Here is a 16,252-nt window from a genome sequence, read left to right on the forward strand (position 1 = left end):
TTCACGCCAAAACCGCCACTGTGCGTCAAGCGGCGGTGCAATGTTTTTCGAATCGGTGCCGTCGCGGGCGTGTTTATTTTATCACAATCTCTTGATAAGCCAAACAGGATGAGAAAAGGATGAAGGACGAATTATGCGGGAGGAAATTAAGAACATAGAGCAGAGAACAGAGAACATAGGGCTAAGGATGAATTATGAATTATGCGGGAGGAAAAGAAGAACATAGAGCATAGGATAAGGATGAGGGATGAAGGATGAAGGATGAAATACCAAATCAAAGGTCAAAAGTCAAAACTCAAAAGCGCGATCAAAAAAGGCTACTGGCTATCGCGAATGAATTTCATACGAGAAACCTTCCGATAGCCAAAAGCCTCTAGCCTATCGCCCTTCGTGGCCCTTCGCGCCCTTCGCGGTTTCCGTACTTCGTGGCCCTTCGTGTCCTTCGTGGATCAAAACCTAGCCAACGATTTCTTGCTCGTTCCAACCTGCAAACGGATCATCGATTTGCCAAAATTTGGCTGGTTGCTGCCATTCTTGATCTGTCAGTAAACAAGCATCCAATTGCTGTTGCAACCAAGCCTGATCAAAATCTTGGCCAATAAAGACTAATTCCTGGCGACGATCGCCAACGTGTTCATCCCACAAGGCCTCAATTTCAGCTCGTTCCTCGGCGGTTTCCGGCCACTCGCTTTGATCGCTATCGGCCCACCATTCGCCAGCAGGCTCGACGCGACAATTTTGACCAGCCTGCGAGAGCAGGCCAGCAGTTGTTGGCTGCGAAATCACCCAAAAGAAACCTTTGGCCCGAATCACGCCATGCCAATCGCTATTCACAAAGTCCCAAAAGCGTTGGGCCGAAAATGGTCGGCGTGCCCGATAAACCCAACTGTGAATGCCATATTCCTCAGTTTCGGGCGTGTGCTCACCGCGTAATTCGGCCAGCCAGCCAGGCGCAGCACTCGCTTGATCAAAATCAAACAAACCAGTATTGAGAATTGCGGCGAGCGGCACATTGCCATGAGTTGCATGCACAATTTGAGCCTGCGGATTAAGCGTGCTCAATAATTCGTGCAAATGGGTTAGCTCTTCAGCACGAATCAAATCGGTTTTGTTAATCACCAACACATTGCAAAACTCAACCTGATCGATCAACAGATCAACCAAGGTGCGTTCGTCAGCCTCATCAATTGCCAAATCGCGGTCGCGCAAATCGTGAGCAGCATTGAAATCGTGCAAAAAATTAAGTGCATCAACTACCGTCACCAGCGTATCGAGTTTGGCAATTTCAGCCAAACTCACCCCCGATTCATCCTCGAAAGTAAAGGTTTCGGCCACAGGCAAGGGTTCGGAGATTCCTGTTGATTCGATCAGCAGATAATCGAAACGCCCAGCGCGAGCCAATTTACCAACTTCAAGCAGCAAATCTTCACGCAAGGTACAGCAAATACAACCATTGCTAAGCTCGACCAATTGTTCTTCAACCCGATTGAGCGCCAGCTCGCCATGGCCCACCAAGCGCGCATCGATATTCACTTCGCTCATATCATTAACGATCACGGCCACCCGCAGCCCTTGGCGATTGGCCAAAATATGATTAAGTAAGGTGGTTTTTCCTGCCCCGAGAAAGCCCGAAAGCACAGTTACTGGAAGCGGCAACTTCGACATGAAGTATAATCCTTGTTTATTTATTGATACCAAGTATCATTATAATCGATTTTTGAATTCGTCAAGCAACATTTGACAAAACCCGCCAATTAGGCTATACTTCAGCACTGTTGAACGGCAAAATTGCCGAAAGCAAACAAATAATCCCTGATAGCTCAGTTGGTAGAGCAATTGACTGTTAATCAATGGGTCCTAGGTTCGAGTCCTAGTCAGGGAGCCACTTCTTTTGACAATTGATAATCCCTGATAGCTCAGTTGGTAGAGCGGTTGACTGTTAATCAGCATGTCCTAGGTTCGAGTCCTAGTCAGGGAGCCACAACCATAAACACCCATCTGAGATTTCAGATGGGTGTTTATCATTTAATAAATCCACGCTTTATCACGCAATAGCTTCGCCAAATTCATGCCCAACAATCAGCCATCTGACGATTGCGGTACACTATAACCCAGCATTATTCTCAATTATCAAAGACTCTTGGGGTTTCGCTGACGAGCATTTAATGGGTGAATCGTTAGCTCGGACTAATGAAAGGATACTATGAAGCAGGCTGTTGGAGATTCAGCGGTTTCTTCGCCAAGCCATAACCCCGATCCAGCGGCCAATCGCCAACGCTGGTTTGGAATTACGGCCATGATCATCTCGGCAATGGCCTTTGGTTGGCTGGGAGTGTTTGCGCGGCTAGCCTACGACGATGGCACTGAGCCAATTACGGTCTTATGTTTGCGATTCACTATCGCTGCAATTGTGATGCATGGCATGCTGCGCCTGCGCGGTGAACGGCTCCCACGGGGCAAGCTGCTAATTGGCTTAATCTTGTTGGGCGGGATTGGTTATGTAGGCCAGTCGCTTGCCTATTTTGTGGCGCTCACCATGGCCTCGGCAGGCTTGGTTGCCGTATTGCTCTACCTCTATCCTGGACTGGTTACGCTGCTCGCCGTGGTGTTCTTCAAGGAACGCTTGACTACATGGAAACTGCTAGCCTTGACGCTTGCCTTGGCTGGCACAGCGTTGGCAATCGGCCCGATCGGTGGCGGCAAGCCACTTGGCATCATGCTTGGCATCGCTGCAGCGGTGATCTACGCCATCTATATCACAGTGGGCAGCCAAATTACCGCCAGCGCTGGAGCTATTCCCGCATCGACGGTCATTATGAGCGCAGCGGCGGTCGTGTATACAGGCATTATGCTGGCTCGCGGCCCAGTCTGGCCAGCAAGTATCAACGGCTGGCTGGCAATTGTCGGTATTGCGCTGGTTGCCACCGTGCTGGCAATTGTGATGTTCTTTGTTGGGCTTGAACGGATTGGCCCAACCGCCGCCTCAACGATCTCTGCATTGGAGCCGTTGGTTTCGGTTGGCGCAGCGGTTGTTGTGCTCCACGAGCCAATTAGCATCTGGCAACTTGGTGGTGGCCTGCTGATTCTGACTGCGGTTGTGTTGTTGGCACGCAATTCGTAGACATATCTGCTGCCTAACTAAAACCAAGCACCATTATTCGCGCTAGTTTAAACGCAGAGCGATCGATAGCGAACCATCGATCGCTCTATTGATTAATGAAGCATCATGATCGCAATGCTCCATCAATGTTTAGGCCAATTTGATGACCACTATTCAGAGCGGCCTACAAATGGCAAATACAATTTCCAACTTAGCGGAGTTATAGTCGGCGATGTGATGGTGACGGTTGTTGTTGGAGTGCTGGTTGGTGTGGTGCTGGTTGGCGTGGTTGATGGTGGAGTGCTGGTTGGCGTAGTAGTGGTTGCCGTCACGCTCGGTGGAGTGGTTGCAGTTGGCGTGATGGTTAAGGTCGGCGTAATCGTGACAATTGGTGTGATGCTTACGGTTGGCGTTACAGTTGGAGTAATCGTTGCCGTCGGCGTTACGGTTGCGGTTGGAATGATGGTTGCCGTCGGCGTTACGGTTGCCGTTGGCGTAACCGTTGCGGTTGGAAGGATGGTCGCGGTCGGCGTGATGGTTGCCGTCGGTGTGACCGTTGCCGTCGGCGTGATGGTTGCGGTTGGGGTAAAAGTAGGAACGAGCGTAGCAGTTGCTGTTGGATCAGGAAAGCCAGTAAACAAGATTATGTATAGGGCACTATTTGCCCCTATATTGCGCGCATCACTGGACAGAAAATTGAAATCGGTTTGCCCATTAACGTTGCGATAATAGCCATAGTTTGGCGCAGCTAACGGTACCGAACCAGCGGCAAAGGCAGGAGCACCTGCACCACCACGAATTGCTGGGGTCAGATTTGTCGTATCAACAAGGCCCGCACCGCTATCACCACGAATATTGATCGTCACACCATGGTTGTTGATGCCACTTAAGGTCAGCGGATCAGTCAATGGAACAGTGACATCATAAACAAGATTAGCACCTAGGCTACCGCCCCCAAGATCAAAACTGAGTAAACCGCCAACTGGGGTTGTAAACACCCGTGTATTGGTAGCATTAAAACTATCCCAAAATTGAATCCGAACTTCAATTTTAGTATAGGTGGTTGCTGAGAGCGAGACCAGCCCAAACTGGAGTGCTGTAATATCGCTTGCTGATGCCAAATTGAATGCTTGCCCGATATAGGTGCGAGGTGCAGTCGCCGCACCGATAAAATTATTAGCCCCAGTAATAGTATCGAAGATTGGCGTAACTGCCTGCGGCGGACGAGCACTCGTCAGCAACGAGCCGCCATGTTTAAGTTGAGTTGATGCAGTATCAGGCGCAACTTCAGGCAAGCCTTGGGCCTGACGAGTAGCGCTGGTTGTCGTTGGCGAAACTGCCAAGCCGGCAAGCAGCGCTAACAAACACCCAACAGCACTCAAAATTCCCAACTGGCGATGGATTCGATTCATGGATACCTCCTATATCGCATGGTACCTAGCTTCAGCCGAAGCCAGCTAGCTAACTAGCAATGATGAGACCACAGAATCAATAGCATACGCGCAGCATTGACCATAAGCTCCTGCTAGGAGGCATCAATTCCAACTAATTGGACTGCTCTCACTGAGATTAAATTGGGCTATAACGCCATAGATGCACCGTACAACCACGCAACGAGGCCGCTAAATAGCTGCCGCTTGGATCCCATTCAAGGATGAATGGAATCATGATCGCTCTTCCGCCAACGTCCGCAACGTCAGTTATAACCGTTGCGAGATGTTTCCCATGGCGATCCCAACATTGAATCTGATTATTCCAGGCTGCGATCGCCAAGAAATCGCCACTTGGATGCCATGCGAAAGCCATTACGAGCGCATTCAATTCAATGCCGATGCTCTGACCATTCAAATTGCGTATTTGGAGTTTGGTTTGATTGGCTTGGGCTAAAACAGTGCCATCTGGCGACCAGCCAAAACAGCGGCCATGTTCCCACTCCCGTTGATCACTGTCCAGTTCCCATTGATCAAGCATTTGGCCTGCGCGATCTATCAAGAGCACTGTGAATTGGGTTCGAAGCGCAAACATTCGCGAACTAGGATGCCAAACAATTTCAAGCACCCTGCTACTTTGGCGAGGTTTGATGCTCGTTTGCGTCACGAGTTGGCCATTCCGCTGCCAAATACGCAACTCAATGACATTTAAGGTGGATTGGTTCCAGGCAGCTACCAGATATTCGCCATCCGCCGACCAAGCTAGATTATCCTTAAACTCTTCTGGCGCTAGATTCTGACCAAGCCCATAACTCGTAGCACTCGCTAAATCCCATACTTGCCAAAAATTCTGTTTGGCGCTATAGCTGACTACTTGGGGATAGACTGGATTCCAGGCCATGCGCGAGCCTAGTATTTGACGGATCAAACGACCATGTGGATTCCATAATTGAATAACATTGGTTCGCACTGCTAGCAATGTGCCATTCAGCACCCATTGCAGTTCCTCCACATAGCTCTGGCACTTTAATTTAGTTTGCAATTGACCATCAGCATTCCAAATTGTCACATCATGGCGTTTTTTGTAATCTAAGGTTGAGCCAGTTGCTAATAGCGCCTGATGGGGATGCCATGCGATTGGATTTGGCGTATAGCCCCATTTACCACATTGCCGATGATAGTTAATCATTATCGCAATCCTTAAAATTTGCAGCCTTGATTATAATGTGAGGAAGATTGAGTAGTTGTAGCGCTGATTATAAGGCGAGGAAATCAATGCAGCACCCTACGTGGCAGATTAATACGCATCAACAAACATGGTATGTGCGTTGGCAACCCGCCGATAGCGAGCCAGCAGGCAACGCTCATGGCTCAGCTGGCATTTGCCTCACGCCTGAACGCCAAATTGTAGTGGTGAGCCAAAATGGCCGTGATTGGGATGTGCCAGCAGGCCGCAGCGAAGTGGGCGAATCGTGGGCAGCAACCTTGCAGCGTGAAGTGGCCGAAGAAGCATGTGCGATGGTTCAAAGCGCCAGCTTATTGGGCTTTTGCCAAAGCCAATGTTTGGCTGGAACAGAACAAGGACTCATTTTAGTCCGAGCGTTTTGGCTGGCCCAGGTTACAATCCAAGCATGGCAGCCACAATTCGAAATGATTGAACGCCGGATTATTGCTCTAAGCGAAATTTGGGGCTACCTGCCACAGGCCTATCTACCAGTATATCGCCATGTATTGCAGGTAGCCTCATTGTTTATTGAAGTCGATTAGATTAAGTGTTCCGCTCAGCACTAGCCATCGAATTTAGCGCATCCAGCGACTAAAACTCAACTCCCATACGACGATTAAATTATTCAATTGAGATAGTAATAAGCTCACTACAATAAATGTAAGACAGCGAAACAGCACATATACTTGAATTTTCCGAGTATAGATTAAACCAAAGCCATAGCTAAATAATCCTAGCAGCATAAGCACTGGCAGTAGATTCCATCCTTTTGATAACCAGTACAATAAAGGAATCGATACGACTGTAATCATTATCATTTTGACCAGCATATATTCAGGTTGAAGTGGTAATGTCGATTGGCTAATATGTTTAAACAAAATTGTGATAAAACCAAACGATGATACGATTACGAATATTATTGTTATCAATAGAGGTAACAATCTTGCAGTTGTTGATGCATTAATAAACATAGACGATGTATAAAATGGTATTAGTAAACTCAGTGAGAAAAATAAATTTCTCCAGCCATACGTTTTACGATCAAAATCAATCGTATCAATCATCTCTGGCAAATGATCAAGCCCATAGCCGAAAAAGATAACTCCTGCAAAGATAAGTAGCTTTAGAAATAATACCCAATTTGAGGCTACTAATATTGAAGTCGGCAACATAATCATCCCAAGGATGATACATGGCAAGGATAGAATCAAGAAAAGGTACGGGCGTGGTTGGTTAATTAAACGCTTGAACATACGTTCTCCTCAGTAAATCAGCTGATTAGTTGGATAATATTCTCAGTAAACCCCTGCTACTACGTGCAGCGTGGCTTAAGGTTCCATAAATTCCCAAAACCTAGATTCTAACCCTAATGTTACATTGGATGGGCAAGCAGTGGCATGCCCTCACCCCCAGCCCCGCTCCCACTGAACGCGGGCGAGGGGAGCACAGAATTGTGGTTCCCCTGCGTCCGTTCGACAGGCACGGGGGTGAGAGGAAATCAGTGGTTAAGTGATGTACTATTATATCTAACGCCTATGCTCTTTTGCTTCTGATTTTTGGCTGCCTCCCTCATCCTTCATCTTTTGCATTGGCCCAGAGTGGCTCAAATTATTCTTTCCCAAAGCCAATAGACAATAGCCAATAGACTGATCCCTTTTTCCTTCTGATTTTTGACTTTTGCTTTGGCATTTCATCCTTCATCCCTCATCCTTCATCCTTTCAAAATTGCCCCTTGACTCTATAGCATAGTATAGGGTTTATGCTAGGCATCAGAAAGGATTTGAGCGATGCAAATAGGTCAAGTAGCCCGCCGCTGTGGCGTAAGTGTCCAAACTGTCCGTTTGTATGAACGCATGGGCCTGATCGAAACCGCCCAACGCCGCGAATCAGGCTATCGCGATTATGCGGGCACTGTGATTGCGCGCATTTTGGCAATCAAGCAAGGTCAAGCACTTGGCTTTAGTTTGCGCGAAATGGGCATGTTTCTGCAACTCAGCCCGCAAACCACCGAGCAAGCGTTGATTGAGCAATTCGTTGAGCAAAAAGTGCAGCAAATTGAGCAAACGATTCAACAGTTTCAACGTTTGCGCTTGGCGCTCGAAGAATTTGCCGCTCGTTCCGCCGACGACCCACGCGAATGCCCAGTTATTTATGCTTTGGCCGAGATGGCCTGTGTACAAGGAGTTTCTGATGCCTAGAACAACCCAAAGTTTACGCTGGTTTGGTTGGTATGCGCTTAGCACTGGTCTGTTGGCGGCGCTCGCGCCAAATCTTATTTTGGGGCTTTTTGGCTTGCCAGCAACTAGCGAAGTTTGGCCACGGGTGGCGGGCATGCTCATTGGCTTTATCGGCGTATTGCACATGAATGTTAGCCCAATCAATCTGCAACGCTATGCCTTAGCGACGGTGGTGTTGCGGCTCAGCGTGCCATTGATCTTTGGTTGGTGGGTCATCAGAGGGCTTGGGCCATGGCAATTGCTGTTTTTTGCTGGCGCTGATGTGGTTGGGGCACTGGCAACCTTGTGGGGCTTGCGGGTTGATCAACAAACGGGCAATTCACGCCAAACTAGCGCAATTGCCCGCTAAAAAAGCTAATCGCGAACGTGGCCAGCGCCGCGCACAATCCATTTATACGAGGTCAATTCGCGCAAGGCCATCGGGCCGCGAGCATGCAATTTTTGGGTGCTGATCGCAATTTCAGCGCCCAAGCCCAATTGCGAGCCATCGGTGAAACGGGTTGAAGAATTGGCATACACGACCGCCGAATCAACTTCATTCAAAAAGCGCTCGATTGCCGTTGGGTCTTGCGACAAAATCGTGTCGGAATGGTCGGTTCCATGCTGATCGATGTGCTCAAGCGCTTGATCAAGCCCATCAACTACCCGCACTGCCAAGATTAATGCCGAAAATTCTTGGCCAAAATCATCAGGCTGGGCCGCGACTAACTGCCAATCGCTACTACCAGCCTCGCGCAAAATCGCCAAGGATTCAGGATCGCAGCGCAATTCGACGTTGTGCTCTTGCAAGGCAGCACCCAAACGTGGCAAGATTTTAGCGGCTGCGCTGCGTTCAATCAACAAGGTTTCAAGCGAATTGCAGACACTTGGACGTTGCACTTTGGCATTGACAATGATCGGCACAACTTGATCGAGCGGCGCAGTATGGTCAACATAGGCATGGCAAACGCCAATTCCGCCAGTAATTACCGGAATCGTGGCCGTTTGGCGACAAAAATCGTGCAAGCCTGAGCCACCACGCGGAATAATCATATCGACGTAGCGATCCAATGTCAGCAAGCCACGAACCAATTCACGATCAGGATTATCGATCAATTGCAAGGCATCAGCGGGCAAATCGACGCGTTCTAAGGCGCGGCGCAAGGCCTGCACTAACGCTGCTGCCGAACGGGTAATCTCCTTGCCGCCACGCAAAATCACCGCGCTACCAGCTTTGATGCACAAAGCAGCCACATCGGCGGTGACATTTGGCCGCGCCTCGTAAATTACGCCGACCACGCCCAACGGCACGCGCCGCTTTTCAATGCGCAAGCCATTGGGCAGCACGCCTTGCTCAAAAACCTCGCCAACCGGATCGGGCAACACTGCCACGGTGCGCACATCGTTGGCAATTGCTTCGAGCCGTTGCTCATTGAGCAGTAAACGGTCAAGCAAAGCTGGAGTTAAGCCAGCCTCGCGACCAAGCCGCATATCAGCAGCATTAGCCGAAAGAATCGATTCACGATCAAGGCTTAGTTCTTCGGCCATCGCTTCAACGGCTGCATTGCGTTGCGCCGTAGTTGTGCGGGCCAATAATCGGGCTGCCAGCTTTGCGCGCTGACCCATTGCCTCAAGCATTTGGAGACTCCTCATTGACTAGCCATCATAACTCGCCGAGTGGTGCTGCTGGATGATCTTCACCTTCGAGATCGCCTTCGAGTTGCCAGCGCACTGCTGCATGCAAATGCACAGCATCGTTGTAGCCGCCCAAAAACCAGCGCACCTGCCCACCCCGCTGATGCTGATACCAATGAGTCAAGGATGTATTGGTCACTTCTAGGTCAACATTCGGTTGCTCGCTGCGGGTATGTGGCCAAAAATAGCTTAATGATGATTCTATCACCCAACCATGGCAAACAATCACAATCGTTGCATCGGGATTGGCATTCAGCACCCGTTCAAAATTGGTGTGGGTGCGCAGGCAGAAGCTTTGCCACGTTTCGCCACCTGGTGATAAGGGCTTGCGCAAATCAAAATCAAATTTGCCATAGCGTTGATTATATTCTTTCCAGCTTAGGCCATCGGCCTCGCCAACATTGAACTCGCAAAATGTCTCATCGTAGAGCAAGGGTTGGGCAAAAGCGGGCCCAATAATCTCGGCGGTTTGCATCGCCCGTGGCATCGTACTACAAATAAACAGATCGGGCACGATTTCGCGGGTTGCGATCAGCCGATCGCGCAAATGTTCAGCTTGTTGCACGCCTAAATCGGTTAAACCGCGATCACCTTTAATGCCACCAATAATTGGCTCGACATTCACCACAGCCTGTCCGTGGCGAATCAAATATAGTTTAGCCATAAAACCCCTTTATAGAATTATGAAGGATGAATTATGAGGGATGAAATACTTCTTCAACCATAAAACCCCTTTATAGAATTATGAAGGATGAATTATGAGGGATGAAATACTTTTTCAGCCATTCACACCCTATTTATTAAAGAATGAAGGATGAATTTCATTGCTCACATATTCACACCTTTTTAGAAATAAGCAATAATTCAAAGCCACAAAAATCCTATCCCTCATCCCTCATCCCTCATCCCTCATCCCTCATCCTTAACAAAGGCTACCATATCATCGCGGTGAATGACTTCATCGCCGTAGGAATAGCCGAGGATATGTTCGATGTCGCTGGTGCGCGAGCCTTTGATTTGGGCAACTTCGTGGGCAGCGTATTGGCATAAGCCACAGGCAATCGCCTGCCCATCAGGTGAGACAATCGCCACGGTTTGGCCGCGTCGCCAATCACCCTCGACCGCTATAATTCCTGCTGGCAACAGGCTACGGCCTTGCTGAGTGAGGGCTTGCACCGCCCCAGCATCAACCGCAATATGCGCTTGGCGCACGCGCTCAGCCATAATCCAACGCTTGCGGCTCTCCAAGCGGGTACTGACTGGTCGAAAGCGCGTGCCAATACTCTCGCCAGCGGCCAAACGCAACAGCACATCAGGCTCGTTGCCAGCAGCAATGATCATGCTTGTGCCAGCCCGCGTGGCTAATTCGGCAGCCTGAATTTTGGTGAACATCCCGCCAGTGCCCCGATGCGAGCCAGCCGCCCCAGCCAAGGCATAGACTTGTTCGGTTACCATTGCCACATCGTCGATTAACTGAGCTTCGGGGTTATGGCGCGGATCGGCGCTATACAAGCCAGCAATATCGCTCAAAATGACCAAAAGCTGAGCATCGACCAAATTTGCCACCAACGCCGAGAGCGTATCGTTATCGCCAACCCGAATCTCATCAACCGCCACTGCATCGTTTTCGTTGATAATCGGCAGCACGCCAATTTCCAAACAGGTTAATAAGGTTGCGCGGGCATTGAGGTAGCGCACCCGATCGCGCAGATCGGCGCGGGTCAGCAGGGTTTGGGCAACTGGCACATCGTAAATTTCAAATAATTGGCCATAGATATGCATTAATCGACCTTGGCCAACCGCCGCCAAGGCCTGTTTGTGGGTCAATTCGCGTCGCCGTTTGGGAAAGCCCAAGCGCTCCCAACCTGCTAATACCGCCCCCGAGGAAACCAACACGACTTCATGACCAGCAGTGCGCAAGTGGGCCATCTGACGGGCCAAATCGACCATGCGTGGGCGCTGTAAACGGTCAGTGCCATCGGTCAAAACGCTGGTGCCAAGTTTAATTACAATTCGCATAGCAAGCTCTATTCATCAAGATTATTACCAAGAGCTATTTTAACGCAGAGTTTATGATGCCAAATATAGTTCATAGCAAAAAAGACCATTTAACGCAGAGGCGCAGAGTTTATCATGCCAAATTTGCAGCAAATATGTATCTAGCTCCGTACGATAGCATATTTCATTCAAGGGGTTTTATATGCATGAAAACTTTCTTAGTGCCCAAATTGTTGATGCTGCGGTCACAGTTCATCGTGAACTTGGCGGACCTGGATTACTAGAACGGGTCTATGAAGAAGCATTGATCTACGAATTAACATCAAGAAATTTAATGATTGAACAACAAAAGAGCATTCCAATTATCTATCGCGATAAGCATTTAAACACATCATTACGCCTTGATCTAATCGTTGAATCATTAATTATCATCGAAATTAAAGCTGTTGCTGAATATAATGCCATTTATTCGGCCCAACTTCTAACTTATCTACGTCTTTGTAAATTACGCTTGGGTTTAGTTCTAAATTTTGGTCAATGTTATATGCGTGATGGAATTCATCGAGTAATTAATCAAAAAGCATTATCTCAATCATCAAAAAAATCGTAGCAAAGCGTTAATTTCAATTTTTTAATAAACCTAATCTCTCAATCTCTGCGCCTCTGCGTTAAAAACAGGCCACAGAGCAAAATACTCCATGGCCTGTAGGAATACATTCGTTATGTCAAATGCTTATTTTTTGCCAACAGCTTGCGCGTGGGTATGTTTGACCGCCAAAATTGCTTCAAGCTCGGCTTCTTTGCCTGGCAAGCCATGGCATGCTTTGAACTTCTTGCCGCTATCGCAAGGGCAAGGGTCATTGCGTCCGATTTTGATAATAATGCGGCGGGCTGGAGCAGCTTGACCAGCAGCATTGCTGACGCGGCGTGCAGCCCCACCAACCCCCCGTTTGGCTGGCTTGGGTGCTTCTTCAGTAGCGTTTTCTGAGCCACCAGCGGTTTGGGCCATTGCCAAACGAGCTTCCATTTCTAGCTCAACTTGGCGCAAGCGCACTTGCCAGTTGGCTGCATCGGTGAAGAAGTTGTAGACAATTCGGTTTTGAATGTTGCCTTTGAGTTCATCGAACATCTTATAGGCTTCGCGCTTGAAAGCCACCAACGGATCTTGTTGAGCAATCGCCACGTTGCCAATCCCTTGGCGCAATTCATCAACCGCCGTCAGATAATCGATCCATTCGCGATCGATTGCGCCGAGCATTTCTTGGCGCTCGAAGTGGGCAAAGAAGGCTTCGGGGCCGCTAACACCAGGAATTGGCTGCACACCACGTTGCAACAAACCAGTGTATTGGGTTGCCAACTCTTGGCCCAAGCGATTGTAGGCTTCTTCGACAACATCGGTCGCAATTTCGCCAATTTCATCAGCTTGGCGGCCTTTGAAACGAGCAGCCAATTCAGTTTCTTGGGCTTTGAGTTGCGGCACAATCGCATACAACTGGCGCAAGAAACCTTCCATATCTGGCTGATCAAGCTCTTTGTTATCGAGGAAATCTTCGACATGGGCTTCAATTTCGTCAACCACCATCTCAAGGATGCGGTCGCCCATATCTTCGCCGCCAAGAATCGCATGGCGGTCGGCGTAGATAACTTCGCGTTGTTTGTTCACCACGTCGTCGTATTCGACCACATGTTTACGCACATCGAAGTTATAGCCTTCAACCCGCGTTTGCGCGCTTTCGATGGCTTTATCGAGCAAGCCCGATTCGAGTGGCAATTCTTCCTCGCCATCAGACATCCGTTCCATCAAGCGCTTGATTGTGTCGATGCGCCCGAAGCGGGTCATCAATTCGTCTTCCAGCGAGATGAAGAAGCGCGATGAACCAGGGTCGCCCTGACGGCCAGCCCGACCACGCAACTGATTGTCGATCCGGCGGGCTTCGTGGCGCTCAGTGCCAATGATGTGCAAGCCGCCAGCGTCCATCACCGCTTTGCGTTCTGCTTCCACATCGGCTTTGGCTTTGGCTGTTGCTTCGGCCAATTGCTCAGGTGTGGCTTCGGTGATGGTTGTGCCCAGCGCTTTAAGATGCTCCTCGAGCAAACCATCGGGATTACCGCCAAGCAAAATGTCAGTACCACGACCAGCCATGTTGGTTGCAATCGTAATTGCGCCAGTGCGCCCAGCTTGGGCCACAATATAGGCTTCACGTTCGTGTTGCTTAGCGTTCAAGAGATAATGTTCAAGCCCTGATTGATTCAGCAAATTGCTGACAATTTCTGAGCTTTCAACCGAGGTTGTACCAACCAAAACTGGGCGGCCAACTTCGTGCATCTCTTTGATTTCGCGCAACACAGCGTTGTATTTAGCTTTTTGGGTTGCATAAATATGGTCGCGATAATCTTCGCGCACCACTTGGCGATTAGTTGGAATAATCACCACTTCCAAATTGTAGATTTTGCTAAATTCTTCTGCTTCGGTGATTGCCGTCCCCGTCATCCCACCAAGTTTGTTGTACATGCGGAAGTAATTTTGGAAGGTGATGGTTGCCAAGGTGACGTTTTCGCGGCGTACCTCAACCGATTCTTTGGCTTCAACCGCTTGGTGCAAGCCATCCGACCAGCGTCGACCAGGCATCGTCCGGCCAGTAAACTCATCGACGATCACAACTTCGCCATTTTGCACCACATAATCAACATCACGGTGGAAAACATATTCGGCTTTGAGCGCGTTTTCCAAGTAGTGCGTCAATTCGAAGTTCTTGGCATCGTACATGTTCTCGCCTTCGGGCAAGTTGAGGCGTTTTTCCATCACCTCTAAGCCCGATTCGGTCAAGGTAATTGAGCGCGATTTTTCGTCGATCCAGTAATCGCCGTCGAAATCGTCTTTCAAACCTTTGCGCACTTCGTCTGGCGAGATGCTTGAGCGTTTGAGGCCACGCACCAACGCTGAGAAACGGCGATAGTTATCGCTGGATTCTTGGGCTGGGCCTGAGATAATCAACGGAGTCCGGGCTTCGTCGATCAAAATATTATCAACTTCGTCGACAATCGCATAGTGCAATTCACGCTGCACACATTGATCTTTATGCTGCACCATGTTATCGCGCAGATAATCGAAGCCATATTCGTTGTTCGTACCGTAGGTCATATCGGCCATATAGGCTTCGCGGCGTGAGCAAGGCCGCCAGTGAACCAAACGGCTATCATCTTGCTTGGCGTTGGAATCGATATAATTGGGGTCATAAATTGCTGAATAATCGTGGGCGATATAGCCAGTACTCATGCCAAGGCTATGAAAAATCGGCCCCATCCAACCACCACCAACTTTGGCGAGGTAGTCGTTGACGGTAATCAAGTGTGCGCCACGGCCTGCAATTGCGTTGAGAAACAAGGGCAAGGAAGCCACAAGGGTTTTACCTTCACCAGTTTTCATTTCGGCAATGCGGCCTTCGTGCAGCACAATCCCGCCGATCATCTGGACATCGTAGTGACGTTGGCCAATGACCCTGCTTGAGGCTTCGCGCACGAGGGCAAATGCTTCAGGCAACAATTCATCAAGGGCTGAATCTTCGATAATTCGTAATTCTTTTTGATACTCTTTTTCGACGGTTGAATCGTGGCGATTTTCGTCGGCGTAGCGGTCGTCGAGCGCTTCACGATCCGCTTTGGTAAGCTCTGCGAACCGTGTGCGTAATTCAGCCGTTTTTTCACGGAGTTGTTCATCGCTAAGAGCCTTGAATGTTGGCTCAAGGGCGTTAATTTCATCTAAGGTTGGCTGCATTTTCTTCACAACCTTAGCGTTGGGGTCGCCCAGTAGTTTCCCAAGCCATTTAAACATGTGGTACCTCGTGGTGTCTGAATATCGGCAGCACGGCTGCATCGCTAGATTATACCACGCAGCTTTGGCGCTTTGAATGGCTTAAAAGCTGCTTAAACGAAATGTTAACGCACTGCCAATAATCGTCGATCTTCGCGATTAAGCAGCTGTTGAAACTTGCCAAGAAAGCGTCCGAGCTGAGGATCGCTACGCTCCAACGGCACATCATCAAGCGCAAACCAGCGAATTTGGGCAAATTCAGCCTGATCGTAGCACAATGGCTGCTGCGAATCGGCCTGCACCACATACCACAACGAAACATCAATATGGCCTGCGGTGAGGCCAACGGTTTCAGTTACGGTAATGAAGCATGGCTCTGGCCAATAAAACTGTGCTTCTATGCCCAATTCTTCCTCGATCTCACGGGCGACGGTGCTGGCTGGATGTTCATCTGGCTCGACGTGACCACCGCAAGGCAACCACAACTGAGCATTACGATGATCAACCAATAAAATCTGGGCGGTCGCTGGATCATAGACCACAATGTAGGAAACGAGGTGCATCGGCGGTGTAGCAGGCTTGGCGGTGCGAAACAACAGCGCATCGCTATCGATCCATGCCACGGTTTCGTTACAATCTGCTTGCTCACGTAAATCCAATGGTGCGATCTGAGTTATTAAGCTGCGAATAGTTGAACGCATACATTCCTCCAACAATCCTCAATCCGATCCACGAAGAGCACGAAAAGCACGAAACCACGAAACCACGAAGAACGCG

The 16,252-nt window shown here is 49.2% G+C and carries 14 protein-coding genes and 2 tRNA genes; 7 read left to right on the forward strand and 9 right to left on the reverse strand.

Annotation, left to right across the window (positions count from 1 at the left end; genetic code table 11):
• Positions 1 to 456 precede the first annotated feature (456 nt).
• Positions 457 to 1,665: a zinc metallochaperone GTPase ZigA gene (zigA, locus tag JOD20_RS11260; protein ID WP_204755358.1), complete on the reverse strand. Its 1,209-nt coding sequence runs from the start codon at positions 1,663 to 1,665 to the stop codon at positions 457 to 459.
• Positions 1,666 to 1,809: 144 nt separating this feature from the next.
• Between zigA and JOD20_RS11265 the strand changes: the two genes are divergently transcribed.
• The 3 genes from JOD20_RS11265 to JOD20_RS11275 all read left to right on the forward strand — a co-directional run bounded on the left by JOD20_RS11265 (position 1,810) and on the right by JOD20_RS11275 (position 3,121).
• Positions 1,810 to 1,885: transfer RNA gene (locus tag JOD20_RS11265), tRNA-Asn, on the forward strand.
• Between the two features lie 20 nt (positions 1,886 to 1,905).
• Positions 1,906 to 1,981: transfer RNA gene (locus tag JOD20_RS11270), tRNA-Asn, on the forward strand.
• A gap of 222 nt (positions 1,982 to 2,203) precedes the next feature.
• Positions 2,204 to 3,121: a DMT family transporter gene (locus JOD20_RS11275; RefSeq protein ID WP_204755359.1), complete on the forward strand. Its 918-nt coding sequence runs from the start codon at positions 2,204 to 2,206 to the stop codon at positions 3,119 to 3,121.
• Positions 3,122 to 3,270: 149 nt separating this feature from the next.
• Here JOD20_RS11275 and JOD20_RS11280 read toward each other — a convergent pair whose 3' ends face one another.
• A complete protein-coding gene (locus tag JOD20_RS11280; RefSeq protein WP_204755360.1) occupies positions 3,271 to 4,512 on the reverse strand; it encodes a hypothetical protein in 1,242 nt (413 codons plus the stop codon).
• Positions 4,513 to 4,669: 157 nt separating this feature from the next.
• Positions 4,670 to 5,719 (reverse strand): WD40 repeat domain-containing protein, encoded by a 1,050-nt coding sequence (locus tag JOD20_RS11285; protein WP_204755361.1) that lies wholly within the window; start codon positions 5,717 to 5,719, stop codon positions 4,670 to 4,672.
• An 86-nt stretch (positions 5,720 to 5,805) separates the two neighbouring features.
• On the opposite strand from JOD20_RS11285, the gene JOD20_RS11290 reads away from it, so the two are divergent.
• Positions 5,806 to 6,297, forward strand: coding sequence for an NUDIX hydrolase (locus tag JOD20_RS11290; RefSeq protein WP_204755362.1), 492 nt, complete (start codon positions 5,806 to 5,808; stop codon positions 6,295 to 6,297).
• A gap of 33 nt (positions 6,298 to 6,330) precedes the next feature.
• Here JOD20_RS11290 and JOD20_RS11295 read toward each other — a convergent pair whose 3' ends face one another.
• Positions 6,331 to 7,008 carry a hypothetical protein gene (locus JOD20_RS11295; protein WP_204755363.1) on the reverse strand — a complete coding sequence of 226 codons (678 nt, stop codon included), beginning with the start codon at positions 7,006 to 7,008 and terminating at the stop codon, positions 6,331 to 6,333.
• A gap of 534 nt (positions 7,009 to 7,542) precedes the next feature.
• Here JOD20_RS11295 and JOD20_RS11300 point away from each other — a divergent pair.
• Entirely contained in the window at positions 7,543 to 7,953 is a 411-nt protein-coding gene (locus tag JOD20_RS11300; RefSeq protein ID WP_204755364.1) for a heavy metal-responsive transcriptional regulator, read from the forward strand.
• Entirely contained in the window at positions 7,946 to 8,341 is a 396-nt protein-coding gene (locus JOD20_RS11305) for a hypothetical protein (RefSeq protein ID WP_204755365.1), read from the forward strand. Before JOD20_RS11300 ends, JOD20_RS11305 begins: the two co-directional genes overlap by 8 nt.
• Positions 8,342 to 8,346: 5 nt before the next feature.
• Here JOD20_RS11305 and JOD20_RS11310 read toward each other — a convergent pair whose 3' ends face one another.
• The 3 genes from JOD20_RS11310 to proB form a co-directional block, all read right to left on the reverse strand.
• Positions 8,347 to 9,609 (reverse strand): glutamate-5-semialdehyde dehydrogenase, encoded by a 1,263-nt coding sequence (locus JOD20_RS11310; RefSeq protein ID WP_204755366.1) that lies wholly within the window; start codon positions 9,607 to 9,609, stop codon positions 8,347 to 8,349.
• 25 nt (positions 9,610 to 9,634) lie between these two features.
• Positions 9,635 to 10,330 (reverse strand): histidine phosphatase family protein, encoded by a 696-nt coding sequence (locus JOD20_RS11315; protein WP_204755367.1) that lies wholly within the window; start codon positions 10,328 to 10,330, stop codon positions 9,635 to 9,637.
• 245 nt (positions 10,331 to 10,575) lie between these two features.
• Positions 10,576 to 11,685, reverse strand: coding sequence for a glutamate 5-kinase (gene proB / locus JOD20_RS11320; RefSeq protein WP_204755368.1), 1,110 nt, complete (start codon positions 11,683 to 11,685; stop codon positions 10,576 to 10,578).
• 181 nt (positions 11,686 to 11,866) lie between these two features.
• Here proB and JOD20_RS11325 point away from each other — a divergent pair, with 181 nt between their 5' ends.
• Positions 11,867 to 12,274, forward strand: a complete 408-nt coding sequence (locus tag JOD20_RS11325; RefSeq protein WP_204755369.1) for a GxxExxY protein — start codon at positions 11,867 to 11,869, stop codon at positions 12,272 to 12,274.
• A 123-nt stretch (positions 12,275 to 12,397) separates the two neighbouring features.
• Here JOD20_RS11325 and secA read toward each other — a convergent pair whose 3' ends face one another.
• Both secA and JOD20_RS11335 read right to left on the reverse strand, forming a co-directional pair.
• On the reverse strand, positions 12,398 to 15,496 hold the full coding sequence (gene secA / locus JOD20_RS11330; protein WP_204755370.1) for a preprotein translocase subunit SecA: 3,099 nt from the start codon (positions 15,494 to 15,496) through the stop codon (positions 12,398 to 12,400).
• A gap of 104 nt (positions 15,497 to 15,600) precedes the next feature.
• Complete coding sequence (locus JOD20_RS11335) at positions 15,601 to 16,176, reverse strand: NUDIX hydrolase (protein WP_204755371.1); 576 nt, start codon at positions 16,174 to 16,176, stop codon at positions 15,601 to 15,603.
• Positions 16,177 to 16,252: the final 76 nt, after the last annotated feature.

Origin of the sequence: Herpetosiphon giganteus (assembly GCF_016907925.1) — a bacterium.
GTDB lineage: Bacteria > Chloroflexota > Chloroflexia > Chloroflexales > Herpetosiphonaceae > Herpetosiphon > Herpetosiphon giganteus.

Bases quoted from the DNA above. Each gene is read 5' to 3' on its own strand.
- zigA (WP_204755358.1), bottom strand. From the start codon at position 1,665: ATGTCGAAGTTGCCGCTTCCAGTAACTGTGCTTTCGGGCTTTCTCGGG.
- JOD20_RS11275 (WP_204755359.1), top strand. From the start codon at position 2,204: ATGAAGCAGGCTGTTGGAGATTCAGCGGTTTCTTCGCCAAGCCATAAC.
- JOD20_RS11280 (WP_204755360.1), bottom strand. From the start codon at position 4,512: ATGAATCGAATCCATCGCCAGTTGGGAATTTTGAGTGCTGTTGGGTGT.
- JOD20_RS11285 (WP_204755361.1), bottom strand. From the start codon at position 5,719: ATGATTAACTATCATCGGCAATGTGGTAAATGGGGCTATACGCCAAAT.
- JOD20_RS11290 (WP_204755362.1), top strand. From the start codon at position 5,806: ATGCAGCACCCTACGTGGCAGATTAATACGCATCAACAAACATGGTAT.
- JOD20_RS11295 (WP_204755363.1), bottom strand. From the start codon at position 7,008: ATGTTCAAGCGTTTAATTAACCAACCACGCCCGTACCTTTTCTTGATT.
- JOD20_RS11300 (WP_204755364.1), top strand. From the start codon at position 7,543: ATGCAAATAGGTCAAGTAGCCCGCCGCTGTGGCGTAAGTGTCCAAACT.
- JOD20_RS11305 (WP_204755365.1), top strand. From the start codon at position 7,946: ATGCCTAGAACAACCCAAAGTTTACGCTGGTTTGGTTGGTATGCGCTT.
- JOD20_RS11310 (WP_204755366.1), bottom strand. From the start codon at position 9,609: ATGCTTGAGGCAATGGGTCAGCGCGCAAAGCTGGCAGCCCGATTATTG.
- JOD20_RS11315 (WP_204755367.1), bottom strand. From the start codon at position 10,330: ATGGCTAAACTATATTTGATTCGCCACGGACAGGCTGTGGTGAATGTC.
- proB (WP_204755368.1), bottom strand. From the start codon at position 11,685: ATGCGAATTGTAATTAAACTTGGCACCAGCGTTTTGACCGATGGCACT.
- JOD20_RS11325 (WP_204755369.1), top strand. From the start codon at position 11,867: ATGCATGAAAACTTTCTTAGTGCCCAAATTGTTGATGCTGCGGTCACA.
- secA (WP_204755370.1), bottom strand. From the start codon at position 15,496: ATGTTTAAATGGCTTGGGAAACTACTGGGCGACCCCAACGCTAAGGTT.
- JOD20_RS11335 (WP_204755371.1), bottom strand. From the start codon at position 16,176: ATGCGTTCAACTATTCGCAGCTTAATAACTCAGATCGCACCATTGGAT.